Genomic DNA, 16,605 nt, shown 5'->3' with positions numbered 1-16,605 from the left:
TTTGTGGACGAAAACTATTATTGACGGCTATTTCTGACGACCACAAACCAACTCTTCAGATGAAAAGTCATCCACATCAATTACATACAGCCTTTCTTTTTCCGCCTGAACTAAAATATGGGCTTCTTCTTCTGAAATCAGTTCTTCCCGCAGTGCCATTGCTGCCAATTTATCCAGCTTCATAAATGGATAGTGTTCACTTTTATGCTGACATATTTTCTCAAAAATGGGCTCTGCTTCAAGAATATGGTCGAGTGCCTGATTAATCATACCGGCAGGGTTGTTTGGCACCGGTTTTTGATACAGATAACAGCCCAGACGGTTTCTGGAAGCAACCGGAGACTGAAGAATCATCGCAACCTGATGGTCAAGTTTATCGTCAGGACCACGCCTGAGAGAGCCGAAAGGCATTAATTTCCACTTCAACCAGCGGCTCAGCCAGCGGGAAGGATAGTTATGAAGCAGTTGTATAATCGCTGTTTCGATTTCCTTCATACAATCTTCCATTGCCCATTGCAGCAGTGGCAGATCTTCTTCACAGCGTCCTTCATCTTCATAACGTTTCAGGCAGGACGAAGCCAGATAGAGGTGACTGATGATATCTCCTAACCGGGCAGACAGGCGCTCTTTTCTTTTCAGCCGGGCTCCCTGAGTCAGCAGGGTGATATCGGCTAACAAGGCCAGATTCGCACTATAGCGGGTTAATTGTTGATAATATCGTTTGGTCTGATCTTTAACCGGACTTGATGTGCCGATGCCATCAGTGAGGCCAAACCAGACCGAACGGACCAGATTGCTGAGTATATAGATAATATGACGGCTCAATACCTTATCAAAGGCTTTCTGACCATGTTGATGATCCGAGCGTGCGATTTCCATTTCCTGAATAATATAAGGATGACACCGAATAATTCCCTGACCGAAAATGATCATTGATCGGGTTAAAATGTTTGCACCTTCAACCGTGACTGCTATTGGAGCGCTCTGGTAATAACGGGCCAGATAATTCGATGGTCCGAGGCAGATGCTTTTGCCTGCTAAGATATCCATTGCGTCCTTGAGAACGTGTTGGGTTCTGTGCGTTGTATGAAGTTTGACTATGGCCGAAATAATGGATGGCTTTTCACCTGAATTAATTCCGGTGGTGGTTAAGCGGCATGCCGCATCAATGAGGTAAGCATTTCCTCCAAGCCTTGCGAGTGGTTCTTCAATACCTTCCATTTTGCCGATAGGCTGTTTGAACTGGTGGCGAATCCGGGCATAGGCACCTGTCGTCAGCGCAGCGGTTTTCGTAACACCAGATGAATTAGACGGCAGTGTGATACCCCGTCCGACAGAAAGACAATCGACTAGCATTTTCCAGCCCTGGCCAGCCATTGCCGCTCCGCCGATAATAAAATCAAGCGGGATAAATACATTGTGCCCCTGAGTTGGCCCATTTTGAAACGGGACATTGAGTGGGAAATGACGTCTTCCGATCTCAATTCCCGGAAGATCTGCCGGGATGAGAGCACAGGTGATACCAATATTGGTTTTCTGTCCCAGCAGGTGGTTTGGATCTTTGAGTTTAAAAGCAAGCCCGATTACAGTTGCCACCGGCGCGAGCGTGATATAGCGTTTGTTCCAGTTCAGACGGATTCCGGTTACTTTTTCCCCCTGCCAGATGTCTTCGCAAACAGTGCCTTTATCCGGGATAGATGTGGCGTCTGAGCCAGCTTCAGTGCTGGTGAGTGCAAAGCATGGAATCTCCTGTCCGGATGCCAGTTTAGGGAGATAATGATTTTTCTGTTTCTCAGTGCCGTAGCGCTGTAATAATTCGCCTGGTCCCAATGAATTCGGGACGCCAACTGTAATGGATAAAATACCGGAAACACTGGCGAGTTTTTGTAATATCACCGACTGGGCATAGGCTGAAAATTCCAGGCCTCCATATTGTTTTTTGATGATAAGGGCGAAGAAACGGTGTTTTTTCAGAAAGTCCCAGATTTGAGGTGGCAGATCGGCCAGTTCATGCGTGATTTGAAAATCATTGGCCATTTCACACACCTGATTCACTGGTCCGTCAATAAAAGCCTTTTCTTCGGCAGTAAGGTATGGCGCAGGGTATTGATGGAGCTTTTTCCAGTCGGGCTTTCCTCTGAATAGTTCTGCTTCCCACCAGACTGTCCCGGCATGCAGTGCTTCAGTTTCCGTTTTTGATATATGTGGCAGTTTGGTTGAAAACTGATCATAAAGAAAAGAGGTGAACAGGATTTGTCTTAAAGCAGGGATTGTGATGCAGGCAACAACGACCAGCATGAAATACCAGGTTGCAGCACCGGCAATGTTCAAAAAAGTCAGGGTAGCTAAGGTTGCAAACAGACAACAAACATTCACTAATAGCGAAGCCCGGTGGTATAAGCAAATTCCCCATATCAGAAATAAAATAATCACAGAAAACATCAGGTCCATACGTCTTTCCTTCCTGAGAGGATTTATCTGTTTTAAGCGTAGTGCTTAACAGATGGTCCTACCAGTTTCGTGATGTAACTCTGTTATTTCTGTCAATAGTTCTTCGGGGGCCCTGTATAAAGCACGAACAAATCGCTGCAAAATTGTATGTGAAAGGTCAACAGCCCCTGGTAATTTGTCAGTTGAATTGAGGCCAATGCCAGCAATCTGATACTCACAGACTCGACAGAATCGTTTGTTGGGGTAAACTCAATGTAATCGTTCCGGTTACTTCAATAGTGACATAATTTTCGGTATATCAAAGAGAAACAGGCCCATGTATCAGGATTTAATTAAAAATGAGCTGGCTGAAGCCGCTGATGTTTTAAATAATTTTTTAAGTAATGACGAGAATATTGCGCAAATAGAAAAAGCAGCAAAGCTGCTTGCTGATTCATTTAAACAGGGAGGCAAAGTGCTTTCATGTGGAAATGGTGGTTCTCATTGCGATGCGATGCATTTTGCCGAAGAGCTGACTGGCCGTTATCGTGAAAATCGTCCGGGTTATCCGGGAATTGCGATATCAGATCCCAGCCATTTATCTTGCGTCAGTAATGATTTTGGTTATGAGTTTGTCTTTTCCCGCTATGTTGAAGCTGTTGGTGCTCAGGGAGATGTGCTGTTCGGGCTTTCGACATCTGGTAATTCAGGAAATATTCTCAAAGCTATTGAAGCGGCAAAAGAAAAAGGAATGAAAACCATCGCGTTAACCGGAAAAGATGGCGGGAAAATGGCGGGTATCGCAGATGTTGAAATCCGGGTGCCACACTTTGGTTATGCGGATCGCATTCAGGAGATTCATATTAAAATTATTCACATTTTAATTATGTTGGTTGAGAAAGAAATGGCCTGATCATTTTTTATAGCGCTGTCCCTGACAATAATAAAGGAGAATGGTTTTATGTGTGAGTTGCTCGGAATGAGTGCAAATGTTCCGACGGATATCTGCTTTAGTTTTACAGGATTAATTCAGCGTGGTGGTAAAACGGGTCCTCACCGGGACGGGTGGGGAATTACCTTCTATGAAGGAAAAGGCTTTCGGACTTTCAAAGATCCAAAGCCGGGCTATCAGTCGGCAATCGCCCGGCTGGTGCAAAATTACCCGATTAAAAGTAAAGCTGTAATCAGTCATATCAGACAGGCAAATCGTGGTGAGGTGAACCTGGAGAATACCCACCCATTTACCAGAGAGCTGTGGGGAAAATTCTGGACGTTCGCTCATAATGGTCAGCTGAGTGGTTTTGAGGGAATGGACACAGGTAATCACCGTCCGGTCGGGCAGACAGATAGTGAGCTGGCTTTTTGTTGGTTGCTCAAAAAACTGGATGATGCATATCCTTCTCCACCGGAGGATATGGGTGATGTTTATCGTTTTATTGCTTCCTGCTGTGATCAGTTAAGGGGAATGGGCGTCTTTAATATGCTGCTGACCGATGGCGAGCATGTGATGACCTATTGTACGAATCACCTTTACTGGATAACCCGTAAAGCACCTTTTGGTAAGGCAACGCTGATTGATGAGGATGTGGAAATCAACTTTCAGGAAGAAACGTCACCTGAAGATGTGGTGACGGTAATTGCGACTCAGCCTTTAACTGCCAATGAAGCATGGAACCGGATGAAACCGGGAGAGTATAGTGTTTTTCATGGTGGTGAACTGATTGAAAGTAATACGGCTTTACTGAAAGATGTGTCGTTTGCTGAGGCGAAGCCTGGTTGTCAGGCTCCCACGTCATGTAGTTAGCATCTTCAGGTAGTTTAAAATAAAAAGAGAAAGGCAATGCCTTTCTCTTTTTATTGTCATCCCTAAACCACCGCCTTGGGCGGTGGTGATTGAACCTTGGGGCTATTGCCCGAAGAAATGCCCATGTTAGAAGTAAACCTCTTATTCACCACAAGTAAGAGGAAACAAAAAACATGGGCGACTATAGAAGTTCATCACATGTCTATTGGCGTTGTAAATACCATATAGTTTGGACGCCGAAATACAGATTCAAGATCCTGAAAGGTAACGTAGGTAAGGAGCTTTATCGCTCAATCTATATTTTATGCAATATGAAAGATTGCGAGGTCTTGGAACTAAATGTTCAGCAAGATCATGTTCATCTGGTTGTGATAGTTCCACCAAAAGTGTCTATCTCAACGTTGATGGGGATGTTGAAAGGACGTTCGGCAATCCGGTTGTTTAACAAATTCCCGCATATAAGAAAGAAGCTCTGGGGAAATCATTTTTGGGCAAGAGGTTACTTTGTCGATACGGTTGGCGTAAATGAAGAAATCATCAGACGTTACGTCAGACACCAAGATAAGAAAGATCAAGAATACGAGGCGCAGTTAGAGTTGAAGATGAACTAACAGCGCGAGAATGCTCCCTTTCAGGGGGCTGTAAACCAAAGCCGCCTTCTAAGAAGGCGGATTTTTACTGTTTGATGTGCTTTAAAGGATGATACCGTCCTGTCAGGTTCGTGGTCCGGTATAACCGTGAACTCCAAGCTCTTTATCATCAAAGTAAGCTTTACCATCTTCCATCCGGATGCGATCTTCGATAAACCATTTCGCCACCAGAGGATAAATCCGGTGTTCTTCTGCCTGAACTTTTTCTGTCAAAGACTCAATGGTGTCTTCATCGTCAATAGGTACTTTAGCCTGCAGGATGACCGGCCCGCCATCAAGCTGTTCCGTTACAAAATGAACGCTGGTGCCATGTTCTTCATCCCCGGCAAGAATCGCACGTTGATAAGTGTTCAGCCCCGGATATTTTGGCAGCAGTGATGGATGAATATTGATCATTTTTCCCATGTAGTGGCGGACAAACTCTCCACTCAGGATACGCATATATCCGGCAAGGATAATCAGTGTCGGGTTAAATTGATCAATTTGCTCCATTAAGGAACGATCAAAAGCGTCTCTGGTATCAAAAGATTTAGGATCAATAAAAATTGCACTTGCTCCGGCTTTTTCAGCTCTTTTCAGAGCATACGCATCTGCTTTATTTGAAAAAACGGCTGTTACCTTCCCATTCGTAATATCTGAATTGCAGGCATCAATGATGGCCTGCAGATTCGTGCCGTTCCCAGAAACTAATACAACAATACTTTTCATTTAATTATTTTATCTCTACCTGTTCTTCATCAGCACCGGCCTGCTCAATCTGGCCGATAACCCATGCATTTTCACCTTCTGCTTTTAAAAGTTCAACCGCAGACTGAGCCTGATCAGAAGGAAGAGCGATAATCAGTCCGACACCACAATTAAAGGTCCGGTACATTTCGCGGGTATCTACATTCCCTTTTTCTTGCAGCCACTTAAAGATTGCCGGCCACTCCCAGCTATTTCCCTGAATGACTGCTTTTGTATTTTCAGGCAGAACCCTTGGAATATTTTCCCAGAAACCACCGCCGGTAATATGAGAAATGGCATGAATATCATGTTCAGCGATGAGTTTTAACCCGGATTGAATATAGATTTTGGTGGGTTCGAGCAGATGCTCACCAATGGTTTTATTTTCCAGCTTTTCATTTAAATCTGCGCCGGAAACTTCAATCACCTTCCGGATCAGAGAAAAGCCATTTGAGTGCGGACCACTGGAACCAACAGCGATCAGACTATCGCCAGCACTGACTTTTGAACCGTCGATGATTTCTTCTTTTTCAACAACACCGACACAGAAACCAGCGACATCATAATCATTGCCATCGTACATGCCGGGCATTTCTGCTGTTTCACCGCCAATCAATGCGCAGCCAGCTAATTTACAGCCATCAGCAATACCGGTCACAACATCCGCTGCTGTATCAACGTCCAGTTTTCCTGTGGCATAATAATCGAGGAAAAACAAAGGCTCAGCACCTTGTACGATCAGATCATTGACACACATAGCAACTAAATCAATGCCGATGGTGTCATGCTTCTTCATATCCAAAGCCAGACGCAGCTTTGTGCCAACACCATCAGTACCTGAAACCAAAACAGGATGAGAATATTTCGCTGGGATTTCGCATAAAGCACCAAAACCGCCTAAACCTCCCATTACTTCAGGGCGGCGGGTCTGTTTTACTGCACCTTTAATTCTATCAACAAGTGCATTACCTGCATCAATGTCAACACCGGCATCTTTGTAACTCAGAGACTTGTTTTGTCCAGTCACGGGGTCATCCTCGTTTGTTGGTTGGATATGAAAACGGCGCTATTCTACAAGGGAAAATTATAAAAGGAAAACGTTTGCGTGCATTTTCTTCGCTGTAAAAATCATTTTTGCTGATTTTCCTGCTGGTATTTTTTGTCATTAATCTGTGTATGACGCTGATTTTTTTATGTAACGACTATGAAATTTATTCAGGTGATCAGTTTGTGTTCTGACGTTTCGTTACATTTCGGTATATAATCGGAGAGTTTATTAATGAGATTATTGTCGGAGATGTAGATGAAAGTGGTTGAAATTAAACATCCTTTGGTCAAGCACAAATTAGGCCTGATGAGGGAAGGCGATATCAGCACAAAACGTTTTCGTGAACTGGCGACTGAGGTTGGTAGTTTATTGACTTATGAAGCAACCGCGAACTTCGAAACAGAAAAAGTGACAATTGAAGGCTGGAACGGGCCGGTTGAAGTTGATCAGCTAAAAGGTAAAAAAGTGACAGTTGTCCCTATTCTGAGAGCCGGACTCGGGATGATGGATGGCGTTCTGGAGCATATTCCAAGTGCCCGGATTAGTGTTGTTGGGATTTACCGGGATGAAGAAACGCTTCAGCCTGTGCCTTATTTTAATAAAATTGCTTCAAACATTGAGGAACGCATTGCACTGGTTGTTGATCCGATGCTGGCAACTGGTGGTTCCATGATTGCAACGATTGACTTACTGAAAGCAAATGGCTGCAAGAACTTTAAAGTATTGGTCCTGGTTGCGGCACCGGAAGGGATTGAAGCATTAGAAAAAGCACACCCTGATGTTGAGCTTTATACTGCTGCGATTGATGAGAAGCTGAACGACAAAGGTTATATTGTTCCTGGTTTAGGTGATGCCGGCGATAAGATTTTTGGTACGAAGTAAGCGTGAAATAAGCGAATAAAAAACACTGGCTGAGTATATCGCCAGTGTTTTTTTATATCATTTTTTCTTCAGGATATTTGATGCCTTTTCTGATGCCGCTCTCTGTTTTCCAGCTTTTTGGCCTGACTTTTTCTCAGCAGGATATAAACAGCGCCGGTTCCTCCGTGCAGAGGTTGAGCACTGTGAACGCACTGCACATCATCGATTTGCGGCATCCAGTGAGCAATAAAACTTTTCAGTAATGCCGGGGGATTCGAGCGCTCCCCCTTTCCGTGGACAATTACAACCGTCCGGATATCCATTTTCATACACTGACTGATAAACTTAATTACTTCTTTTCTGGCTTGTTCAAGCGTGTGGCGGTGAAGATCCAGCCTTGCCTGAACCGGGTATTTTCCCAGACGTAATTTCCGGTAAACACCATCCTGTACACCATTTCTTTTAAATTCAATAACATCATATGGCTTAAGCATGGGGGCATGATTTAAAGAAAGATAATCCTGATCATCTTCATGAATGAATACAGCGGCTTCCCGCCTGGCTAACTGAGCTTCCGTCGCCTGATGGCTGGCTTTCAGCTCTGCTGTATCATGACTTAAAGGTTTTACATCTTGAACCATCTGCTGAAACAGATTGAAATCTTCCTGAGACATAGCGGGACTCCAAACCAGATTCGACAAGTATGTCAGGTGACATAACCAGATGTATCCGGAGGAACAGAATCATTTTTGACATTGCCACCGGTATACCATAGTCCGGAGTTTATCATTTGTTCGTCAGGTGGGGTATATGGAAGAAATGAATATTCATATACAAAGAAGCATTTTGTTGTCAGGAAATGCGAACGCTGAAGCAGACGTTGGTGGAAAATATAAAAAACCGGAGTGGATAAAAAATCCGCTCCGGTGCGTAGCATTGTCCTGCTTTGATTCACAGTTGCTAAGCGATCTAGTGAGGAGATTTGTCATTGATAACGATACAAAAAATAGCGGAACCCGGGTTTAGCTGTCAGATATTCGCAATCAGAAGCAAAGATTCACACCTTAAATTCCTGTAATTGATAGCAACAACAGAGGTCACATTAAGCCGTAATTCACTGGCCAATGCTGATCTGGATCAATTGTATCTAACAGGTTGAATTTTTGTTGAATAATATGTGTATACAGTCACATTTATATACAATCGAGGGTATCTTTTGACCAGTTGGCTTTTTTTTTTGAAAAACTTGTGGAAATAGGTTGCTTCAAAGCAAAGAATCCGTATTATACGCCCCGAATGAGACATTCTGATGAACAGAAAATGTTTCTTTTCGGTGAATAGCGCAGTTTGGTAGCGCATCTGGTTTGGGACCAGAGGGTCGGGGGTTCGAATCCCTCTTCACCGACCACATTCTAAGCCTCAGCATTTGCTGGGGCTTTTTTGTATTTTTGTAAACCGAAACTTCAGAGTAGCGCAGTTTGGTAGCGCATCCGTTCTTTTCAATAAAAAGCGGACCAGAGGGTCGGGGGTTCGAATCCCTCTTCACCGACCACATTCTAAGCCCCAGCATTTGCTGGGGCTTTTTTGTTTCAGGCGCATTGGTTTATTTTCTATTCTGAATTTTTTGTTTGAATGTCTGATGTATCCGCCGGAACTTCCAGATGAGGTTTATAGCGGTGAAGCCGGTTTGCATTACTCACAACCGTGATGGACGACAATGCCATCGCTGCCCCGGCAATGACCGGACTCAGCAAAAAACCAAATACGGGATACAGTATGCCGGCAGCCACTGGTATTCCCAGTGAATTATAGAAAAAAGCGCCCAGTAAATTTTGTTTGATATTTTTCAGAACCGCTCCGGATAATTTTATCGTATCCACAATCATCAACGGAGAGTTATGCAGAAAAGTGACCTGAGCACTTTCGATGGCAATATCACTACCGCAACCCATTGCTACGCCGAGATCTGCCTGTGCAAGTGCCGGTGCATCATTAATTCCGTCTCCAATCATAGCGATATGACGTCCTTGCTGCTGCAGTCTGATAATATGTGCGGCTTTCTGCTCAGGAAGAACCTGAGAAAACACCGTATCGATACCTAAGCTATCAGCCACAGATTGTGCGACGGCCTGATTATCTCCGGTTAGCATTACGGTTTTGATGTCACGTTCCTTTAGCGCTTTAATGACCTGATAAGCATCTGGTTTAATCTGATCGGAGAGCGCAATCATGCCACGAACCTCTGTACCGATCGCAACGATGATTGGTGTCCAGGTTTGTTGTTCTGCTTGTGTTATCACATGCTCAATGGCTTCCAGGTTGATTTGCAGCATCTGCATGTGCTGAACGGAACCAATATGGACCGGTTCATCCTGGTAGGTTGCGTTCAGGCCTCTGCCACTCAGGTTCTTAAAATTCCGGGTTTCAGCGGGTGTGATATTCTCTGCCATTGCATATTCACAGATAGCTTTTGCGACGGGGTGGTCAGACTGTTGTTCAATTGCATAGATAACTGAAAGTAACTCATCGGTTGAAAAATCGATTGCCTTGATATGGCGGACTTTGGGTTTCCCTTCTGTCAGCGTCCCTGTTTTATCAAAAACAACTGTATCGATTTGGCTTGCTGTCTGAAGTACATCAGCATCACGGATCAGTATGCCCATTTCTGCGGCTTTTCCGATTCCTACGGTGACGGAAAGTGGTGTGGCCAGACCCAGTGCACATGGGCAGGCAATAATCAGAACCGTTGTCGCTGCGATCAACATATGGCTGATTTTGGGTTCCGGGCCGAACCAGAACCACATCAGTGCAGAAAATACAGCAATCACGACAACGACAGGTACAAAGACTGAAGCTATTTGATCAGCCATTTTTGCCATCGGTGGTTTACTGCTCTGAGCCCGCCGGACCATCTGGATAATGCGGGAAAGCATGGTATGACTACCGGTGCCGGTTGCAGAAACAAGCAGGCTTCCATCGTGATTCAGTGTTCCTGCCGACACTTGCATTCCCGGTGATTTGAACACAGGAAGCGGTTCTCCGGTTAACATCGATTCATCCAGATAAGACTGGCCCTCTGAAATTGTACCATCGACCGGTATTTTGTCTCCGGGTTTGATTCTTAATACCATTCCTTTTTTTATCGAATTAACTGCGATGATTTGGTCGCCGTTCTCAGTCACTTGTGTTGCCTGCTGGGGTTGTAAATCAATTAATGCCTGCAGTGACTGTGTTGTTTTTGATTTGGCTTTCATCTCAATCGCATGACCGAGTGAAATCAGGCCAATGATCATTGCGCTGGCCTCAAAATAAACATGGCGGGCAAGAGTGGGAAACCATTGAGGAAACAGAACGACAACGATGGAGTAAAGCCAGGCAGCTCCGGTACCCAGTGCGACGAGTGTATCCATAGTAGCCCTGCGGTGCCTGAGTGATTGCCAGGCATTTCTATAGAAAGATTTACCGGCAGTACATAACAGCAACAGACAAATGAAACCGATGGTTCCCCATCCAAGTTGTTCTGAGCGTGTTTCTACAGCCATGGTGCCCCCCAGAACACCCCATAACATGATGGGAGCGCCGACAACCAATCCCATCAAGGCATTGGTTTGATATTTTTTGATGGCGACTTGAAAAGCATTTTGCTGTTTTTCCTGCTGCTGAAGCAGATCATCTGTTTTTTCTGCATCGTATCCGGCTGACCGGACAGCATCGATTAACTCCTGAGACGGAAGTGGGTCAGCGCTGTAAACCTCTGCACTTTGCTCTGCGAGATTCACTTGTACCAATTGCACGCCATTGAGCGATGATAAGGCTTTTTCCACAGATGAAACACAGCTGGCACATGTCATTCCCTGAATGAGCAGATGAGTGGATGGTTGTGAAGCCGCTTCCCCCTGAATTTTTACGCCGGTTTCTTTTGGGGGCTTATCAGTAGTATCTGCTTGTGTTTGCTCCGATACAGAAGTGACCGGTGTTTGAGTTGTTTCCGGCAAGGCTTCGAATCCCACAGAAGCAACCTGTTCCTGAATTCTTTCATCGGATAATAGTGAAATGAGCGATAAAGATTCTTTTGTCACCTTAATGGCTGCATTTTCTGCTGAAGACGCCAGTAGTGCGTTCAGTTTGTTGACACACTTACCGCAATGAAGGCCTTTGAGCCGGAAATATTTCTTTTCTCCGGCTGAAAATCCCAGAGTTTCGATCTGCGAAATAATGTCATTGAGTGATGCCTCTGTTTCGACATCGAGCTTTGTGACTGACAGGTGATGAATCGTGACGTTGTGTTGTTCTTTCAGGTTTTTCTCAACTTTCCGGACACAACCCATGCAATGAAGTCCTGATAAAGGGAGGGTGAAGTGGTTCATCGTTGTTCCTCTTCCGGGTATCTTTGTATGCAACGATAAACCCTGACTTAAGGGAAAGGTCAAGTGTTAATCTGATGCGGATTAAAATCAAAGGGTCATTGTCTGAACGGATAAGCGAGTGCTAGAATACGGCCAAATTTTGGCTTATGAACAGCCATCTGAAGTATCAGGATAAAGGTAAATCATAATGACGGTTAAAACGCGTTTTGCTCCAAGCCCGACAGGGTTTCTTCATGTTGGTGGTGCCCGTACAGCACTTTATTCCTGGCTCTATGCAAAGAACCAGGCAGGAGAATTTGTCTTACGTATTGAAGATACAGATCTGGAGCGTTCAACTCAGGAAGCTGTGGATGCAATTCTTGAAGGCATGAGCTGGTTAGAGCTGGATTGGGATGAAGGTCCGTACTACCAGACAAAACGTTTTGATCGCTATAATGAGGCCGTGGACCAGTTGCTGGCAGCCGGTAAAGCTTATAAGTGTTATGCTTCAAAGGAATTACTGGATGAGATTCGTGCAGAACAGGAAGCGAATAAAGAAAATCCACGTTACGATGCGAATCACCCAAAAATTAAAGCGGTGAACGAAGCGGCTAAAGAAAGCGATCCGTATGTGGTTCGTTTTTGTAACCCGAAAGAGGGGAGTGTTGTCTTTGACGATCAGATCCGTGGCCGGATTGAAATTCGCAATGATCAGCTGGATGATCTGATTATTCGCCGGACTGATGGCTCACCAACGTATAACTTCTGTGTTGTGGTTGATGATTGGGATATGGGGATTACCCATGTCGTCCGTGGTGAAGACCATATCAATAATACCGCCCGGCAGATTAATATCTATCTGGCGCTTGAAGCGCCGGTCCCGACATTTGCTCATTGTGCCATGATTCTGGGTGACGATGGAGCTAAATTGTCGAAGCGTCATGGCGCTGTGTCCGTGATGCAGTATCGTGATGAAGGTTATTTACCGAATGCGTTAAATAATTATTTAGTCCGTTTGGGATGGTCACATGGTGATCAGGAAATTTTTACCCGGGATGAAATGATTGAGTATTTTAGTCTGGATGCGATTAGTAAATCGGCTTCTGCATTTAATACTGACAAGCTGTTATGGTTGAATAATCAATATATTAAAAACTCAGATCCCGAGTATGTAGCTAAACATTTACAATGGCATTTAGATCAGCAAAACATTCATAAAGAAAACGGACCTGCAATTACAGCTGTGATTCAGTTAGTCGGTGAGCGTTGTAATACATTGGTTGAACTGGCTCAGCAGTCCCGGTACTTCTATGAAGATTTTGATGCTTTTGAGCCCGGTGCTGCGAAAAAACACCTGAGAGGTGTTGCTAAAGCACCATTATCATTGGCACTTGAAAAAATAAAAGCGCTTAATCCGTGGAATACTGAGAGCTTGCATCAGGTGATTGCTTCTGTATGTGAAGAACTTGAAGTGGGGATGGGGAAAGTCGGTATGCCATTACGTGTTGCTGTCACGGGGATTGGCCAGTCTCCTTCGGTCGATGCAACAATGAACCTGATAGGGAAAGAACGGGTGATTCAGCGTATTGAAATGGCGATTGAATTTATTGAAGCCAGAGAAGCAAATGCTCAATAAAATGGCGCTGAATTGATGATAAAAATGCTGGCTTTTGCCGGCATTTTTTATTTCTTCTGTGTGCCTTCGCGCTGCCACAGGCATATACCCAAGCAACCTGAAGATACATGATTCAGGTTGCTTGGGTATATGCATTGTTCCGTAACATAACGACAGCTGAATTGTGAATCAGGTGATGAGTCCAGAAGTGAGGAAGTCGCTGAAAAATCCAGGGGTGCCGGTCAGAGCCGGTGTCCTGATTTACTGTTGAGAGAAAGAAAAAACGCTATTTCAGATCAATACTATTCAGCCTTCCCATATAAAGCAGTATATCAAGGTAGTCTTTATGCGCTTCAAGCAGTGCTTTTTTGGTCTTGCTGTAAGCGGCTAACTTCCCATGCTTATTGATAGAACAGACGACACTTTTGAAATGGCATGTCCCGTCTTCACTATAAGTCCGCCACGCCGCAATATAACATGCGTCCCGGTAATCCGGGTTGTCTTTTGTTGGCCGGGGTTTATAAATAATCTTTGGCTCAAGACTATGCGGAAGGCGGGTCATCAGGTAAGGGTCTTTCAACAGCATACGCCAAAACCTTCCCCACATTTGACGACCTAGTTCATTGCGTAGTTTGATAGCCTTTTTCAGGCCTTTCCTATCGCCGATTCGGATAAATCCGACAGAGCGGTGCAATACTTTGTCATCTGGTGTGTGAATATGAATTTTGTAGGCAGTTTTCGCTTTCGATATGAAGCGATGACCTGTGTTCGTTTCCAGATTACTTTTTTTCATTCACGAGTTATGGATATTTTTATTAATAACAATACTAGACTAATTTGTACTTCAGGTGAAGCACGTCTTTTTAGTGTTTAAGTTATCACTTTACAGCTATAATATTCAACACCGAAATACACAAAAAGATATCATACCAGATGACGTTAGTTTGTAAGCAAAATGTCAATTTTGTTGATTGATTGAACTCACTCCGGTCTGTCGTCGGAGGTTCTACCCTTCTTTATTGTCGCATGCCGCAGTGACTCTTTTCTTTCTGAGACGATGTTATGAATTTTTTATTCTGCTCCGTCTTATCAATCTGGAATGCCTGGCCAGAAATTATATATACCCAAGCAACCTGAATCCTGCATCTTCAGGTTGCTTGGGTATAAGCGTTTCTTTTTGTGGTACCGGCAGGTATGGGAAGTATCTTCCGGTTGCAGTTTTGTTGGTGGTGATGAGCAGGTATGACAGATAAAGTGACTCATACGGCAAAAATTAATATTTTTTAATTCACCAATAACTCACTATGGTTTTAAAGAAAGAATTGGTTTACCAGTTTATATGTTTGAAAATTTAATTCATAGTTCAAATAAAAAACGATGTGTTTTTTATTACTGACTAATAACCTTTTTGTTATTTTATCTTTCAATATTATTAATTATGCACCTATTTGAGATGTTTTTTTACAGGAAAAACAATATTTCATGACATGTCACTAATGTTAATTAATTAGTAATCTGTACGGTAATTTATAAATTAAGTTTTTACTCTAGAAAATGTTTATGTGAAAGAAGTTTTATCATTCTGTAATAAATTTTATCTGCACCTGTTCTGTTTATATTCTTAAGATTTGTTTTTTAAAGGCAATTTATGTTGCTGAATATAGTTTAGCACTGGATTTTAATGGTGTTATGATTATTTGGTACGCCATGTTTTATGTGTAACCGTATGTTTTTATGAGGATTGTTGTAATTGTGTTGTGTTTTTTTAAAATATAATTAAATGTTCTTATTTATTTAAATATTTATTCCTAATACCGCTTTACTTATTCTTATGTCAATATTGTTTTATTATTTTATTGTCTGAATCCACAAATTTTAATAATGAATGAAAAAAGCTTTTGCATAAAATAAACCGATGTTTCATATTGAATGCGGTTGTTTAAAACGAAGGTGTTATGAAAATGAAATTATTAAAGACGTCAGTGAAAATTGCTTCACTTGTAATGGCAATCTCTGCATCTGTTTCTACAGCATATGCAGCAGATACAACGTTAATGTTAACTCAGGCAGATGGTGAAAATATTCTGACTTGGTCTACTGATGTAGATTCAGTGGCTCGTCAGGAAGTTTACCGAAGCGAAACCAGTTCTTTTGATGATGCGACGCAACTTTCTGCAGTAGATACAGATCGTTTTGTTTCTGAAGATGATGATGCAAGCGCATATAAAGATTACTGGTACTGGGTTAAAGTTTACGATGACGCGGGTGAATCTCACCTGTCAAACGTAACAAGCACGGTTCCGCAATTAACAGATCTCATTGAAACCGCTGGTTCCAGCAAGTGTAAAGCTGGTGCAACGTTCAAAAATGAAACTGTGGATTGTGGCGGTAAAACAATTGGTTTGAGCTGTAAAGGTGACAGTGAGGATCAGCCACCTGTGTTAACTTTGATTAACGCAACAGTGAAAAACGTTAAAATCTCTAAAAGCGGTGGTTCAGATGGTATCCACTGTAAGAAAGGGAACTGTACGCTGAAAAACGTTGTTTGGAAAGACATCTGTGAAGATGCAGCAACACTGACCAAAACAGCGAAATCAATGACCATCATCGGTGGTATGGCTTATAACAGTAAAAGTGGCCCTGGTGGCAAACCAGACAAAGTTTTCCAGCATAATGCGAAAAACGGCACAACAACAACTGTAAAAGGCGGCTTCACACTGAAAGGTCAGCACGGTAAATTATGGCGTTCATGTGGTAACTGTACGAACAACGGCGGACCAAGAAACATTGTTATCGATAACGTTAAAATCGACGCAAAAATTGGTAGTGTTGTCGGTGTGAACAAAAACTACGGTGACAAAGCTAAAATCAAAAACCTGAAAATCAAAAACTACAAATCTGGTAAGCCAAAAGTCTGTGTTGTATACAAAGGTGTACAAAAAGGACAAGGTGAATCTAAGAAAATCGGAGAAAAATGGAATACTACAAACTGTCAGGTTAAGAAATCAGACGTTAAAAAACTTTAATCAGACAATTACAAGTATTAATTTCCTTTTAATAAAAAGCGCCATTATGGCGCTTTTTTTATGTCAGAATTAGTGCTGAAGATCTGTCGGGCTTTAAAA

The 16,605-nt window shown here is 43.1% G+C and carries 13 protein-coding genes and 1 tRNA gene; 8 read left to right on the top strand and 6 right to left on the bottom strand.

Annotation, left to right across the window (positions count from 1 at the left end):
- Window positions 1-27: 27 nt before the first annotated feature.
- Window positions 28-2,451, bottom strand: coding sequence for an acyl-CoA dehydrogenase FadE (gene fadE / locus OC443_RS15245; protein ID WP_073586006.1), 2,424 nt, complete (start codon window positions 2,449-2,451; stop codon window positions 28-30).
- A gap of 316 nt (window positions 2,452-2,767) precedes the next feature.
- Here fadE and lpcA point away from each other — a divergent pair, with 316 nt between their 5' ends.
- The 3 genes from lpcA to tnpA all read left to right on the top strand — a co-directional run bounded on the left by lpcA (window position 2,768) and on the right by tnpA (window position 4,845).
- The gene (lpcA, locus tag OC443_RS15240; protein ID WP_073586005.1) at window positions 2,768-3,343 is read left to right on the top strand and encodes a D-sedoheptulose 7-phosphate isomerase; all 576 of its coding nucleotides are present in this window, start codon (window positions 2,768-2,770) and stop codon (window positions 3,341-3,343) included.
- Between the two features lie 48 nt (window positions 3,344-3,391).
- Window positions 3,392-4,234 carry a class II glutamine amidotransferase gene (locus tag OC443_RS15235; protein WP_073586004.1) on the top strand — a complete coding sequence of 281 codons (843 nt, stop codon included), beginning with the start codon at window positions 3,392-3,394 and terminating at the stop codon, window positions 4,232-4,234.
- Between the two features lie 173 nt (window positions 4,235-4,407).
- The gene (gene tnpA / locus OC443_RS15230) at window positions 4,408-4,845 is read left to right on the top strand and encodes an IS200/IS605 family transposase (protein ID WP_073580231.1); all 438 of its coding nucleotides are present in this window, start codon (window positions 4,408-4,410) and stop codon (window positions 4,843-4,845) included.
- A 102-nt stretch (window positions 4,846-4,947) separates the two neighbouring features.
- Here the strand turns inward: tnpA and purN are convergent, their stop codons facing one another.
- Window positions 4,948-5,592, bottom strand: coding sequence for a phosphoribosylglycinamide formyltransferase (gene purN / locus OC443_RS15225; protein ID WP_073586322.1), 645 nt, complete (start codon window positions 5,590-5,592; stop codon window positions 4,948-4,950).
- 4 nt (window positions 5,593-5,596) lie between these two features.
- On the bottom strand, window positions 5,597-6,637 hold the full coding sequence (gene purM, locus OC443_RS15220) for a phosphoribosylformylglycinamidine cyclo-ligase (protein ID WP_073586321.1): 1,041 nt from the start codon (window positions 6,635-6,637) through the stop codon (window positions 5,597-5,599).
- 276 nt (window positions 6,638-6,913) lie between these two features.
- On the opposite strand from purM, the gene upp reads away from it, so the two are divergent.
- Window positions 6,914-7,540, top strand: a complete 627-nt coding sequence (gene upp, locus OC443_RS15215) for a uracil phosphoribosyltransferase (protein ID WP_073586320.1) — start codon at window positions 6,914-6,916, stop codon at window positions 7,538-7,540.
- Window positions 7,541-7,608: 68 nt separating this feature from the next.
- On the opposite strand, the gene smrA is transcribed toward upp, so the two are convergent.
- On the bottom strand, window positions 7,609-8,193 hold the full coding sequence (gene smrA, locus OC443_RS15210) for a DNA endonuclease SmrA (protein WP_073586319.1): 585 nt from the start codon (window positions 8,191-8,193) through the stop codon (window positions 7,609-7,611).
- 136 nt (window positions 8,194-8,329) lie between these two features.
- Between smrA and OC443_RS15205 the strand changes: the two genes are divergently transcribed.
- Window positions 8,330-8,545: a hypothetical protein gene (locus OC443_RS15205; protein WP_073586318.1), complete on the top strand. Its 216-nt coding sequence runs from the start codon at window positions 8,330-8,332 to the stop codon at window positions 8,543-8,545.
- A 305-nt stretch (window positions 8,546-8,850) separates the two neighbouring features.
- Window positions 8,851-8,927: transfer RNA gene (locus OC443_RS15200), tRNA-Pro, on the top strand.
- Window positions 8,928-9,129: 202 nt separating this feature from the next.
- On the opposite strand, the gene OC443_RS15195 is transcribed toward OC443_RS15200, so the two are convergent.
- A complete protein-coding gene (locus OC443_RS15195; protein ID WP_073586317.1) occupies window positions 9,130-11,886 on the bottom strand; it encodes a heavy metal translocating P-type ATPase in 2,757 nt (918 codons plus the stop codon).
- Window positions 11,887-12,073: 187 nt separating this feature from the next.
- Between OC443_RS15195 and gltX the strand changes: the two genes are divergently transcribed.
- Window positions 12,074-13,501, top strand: a complete 1,428-nt coding sequence (gene gltX / locus OC443_RS15190; protein ID WP_073586316.1) for a glutamate--tRNA ligase — start codon at window positions 12,074-12,076, stop codon at window positions 13,499-13,501.
- A 265-nt stretch (window positions 13,502-13,766) separates the two neighbouring features.
- Here the strand turns inward: gltX and OC443_RS15185 are convergent, their stop codons facing one another.
- A complete protein-coding gene (locus OC443_RS15185) occupies window positions 13,767-14,273 on the bottom strand; it encodes a Fe3+-citrate ABC transporter substrate-binding protein (protein ID WP_073586315.1) in 507 nt (168 codons plus the stop codon).
- Window positions 14,274-15,441: 1,168 nt separating this feature from the next.
- Between OC443_RS15185 and OC443_RS15180 the strand changes: the two genes are divergently transcribed.
- Window positions 15,442-16,506, top strand: coding sequence for a pectate lyase (locus tag OC443_RS15180; RefSeq protein WP_073586324.1), 1,065 nt, complete (start codon window positions 15,442-15,444; stop codon window positions 16,504-16,506).
- Window positions 16,507-16,605 lie beyond the last annotated feature (99 nt).

The sequence above is a fragment of the Vibrio quintilis genome, assembly GCF_024529975.1.
Taxonomy (GTDB): Bacteria; Pseudomonadota; Gammaproteobacteria; order Enterobacterales; family Vibrionaceae; genus Vibrio; species Vibrio quintilis.
The sequence above is the reverse complement of the archived record's forward strand: the minus strand, read 5'-3'. Positions and strand labels throughout refer to the sequence as shown.

Coding starts and splice junctions, on each gene's coding strand:
- OC443_RS15180 (WP_073586324.1), top strand. CDS start 15,442: ATGAAATTATTAAAGACGTCAGTGAAAATTGCTTCACTTGTAATGGCA.
- fadE (WP_073586006.1), bottom strand. CDS start 2,451: ATGGACCTGATGTTTTCTGTGATTATTTTATTTCTGATATGGGGAATT.
- gltX (WP_073586316.1), top strand. CDS start 12,074: ATGACGGTTAAAACGCGTTTTGCTCCAAGCCCGACAGGGTTTCTTCAT.
- OC443_RS15235 (WP_073586004.1), top strand. CDS start 3,392: ATGTGTGAGTTGCTCGGAATGAGTGCAAATGTTCCGACGGATATCTGC.
- lpcA (WP_073586005.1), top strand. CDS start 2,768: ATGTATCAGGATTTAATTAAAAATGAGCTGGCTGAAGCCGCTGATGTT.
- upp (WP_073586320.1), top strand. CDS start 6,914: ATGAAAGTGGTTGAAATTAAACATCCTTTGGTCAAGCACAAATTAGGC.
- OC443_RS15205 (WP_073586318.1), top strand. CDS start 8,330: ATGGAAGAAATGAATATTCATATACAAAGAAGCATTTTGTTGTCAGGA.
- OC443_RS15185 (WP_073586315.1), bottom strand. CDS start 14,273: ATGAAAAAAAGTAATCTGGAAACGAACACAGGTCATCGCTTCATATCG.
- OC443_RS15195 (WP_073586317.1), bottom strand. CDS start 11,886: ATGAACCACTTCACCCTCCCTTTATCAGGACTTCATTGCATGGGTTGT.
- purN (WP_073586322.1), bottom strand. CDS start 5,592: ATGAAAAGTATTGTTGTATTAGTTTCTGGGAACGGCACGAATCTGCAG.
- smrA (WP_073586319.1), bottom strand. CDS start 8,193: ATGTCTCAGGAAGATTTCAATCTGTTTCAGCAGATGGTTCAAGATGTA.
- tnpA (WP_073580231.1), top strand. CDS start 4,408: ATGGGCGACTATAGAAGTTCATCACATGTCTATTGGCGTTGTAAATAC.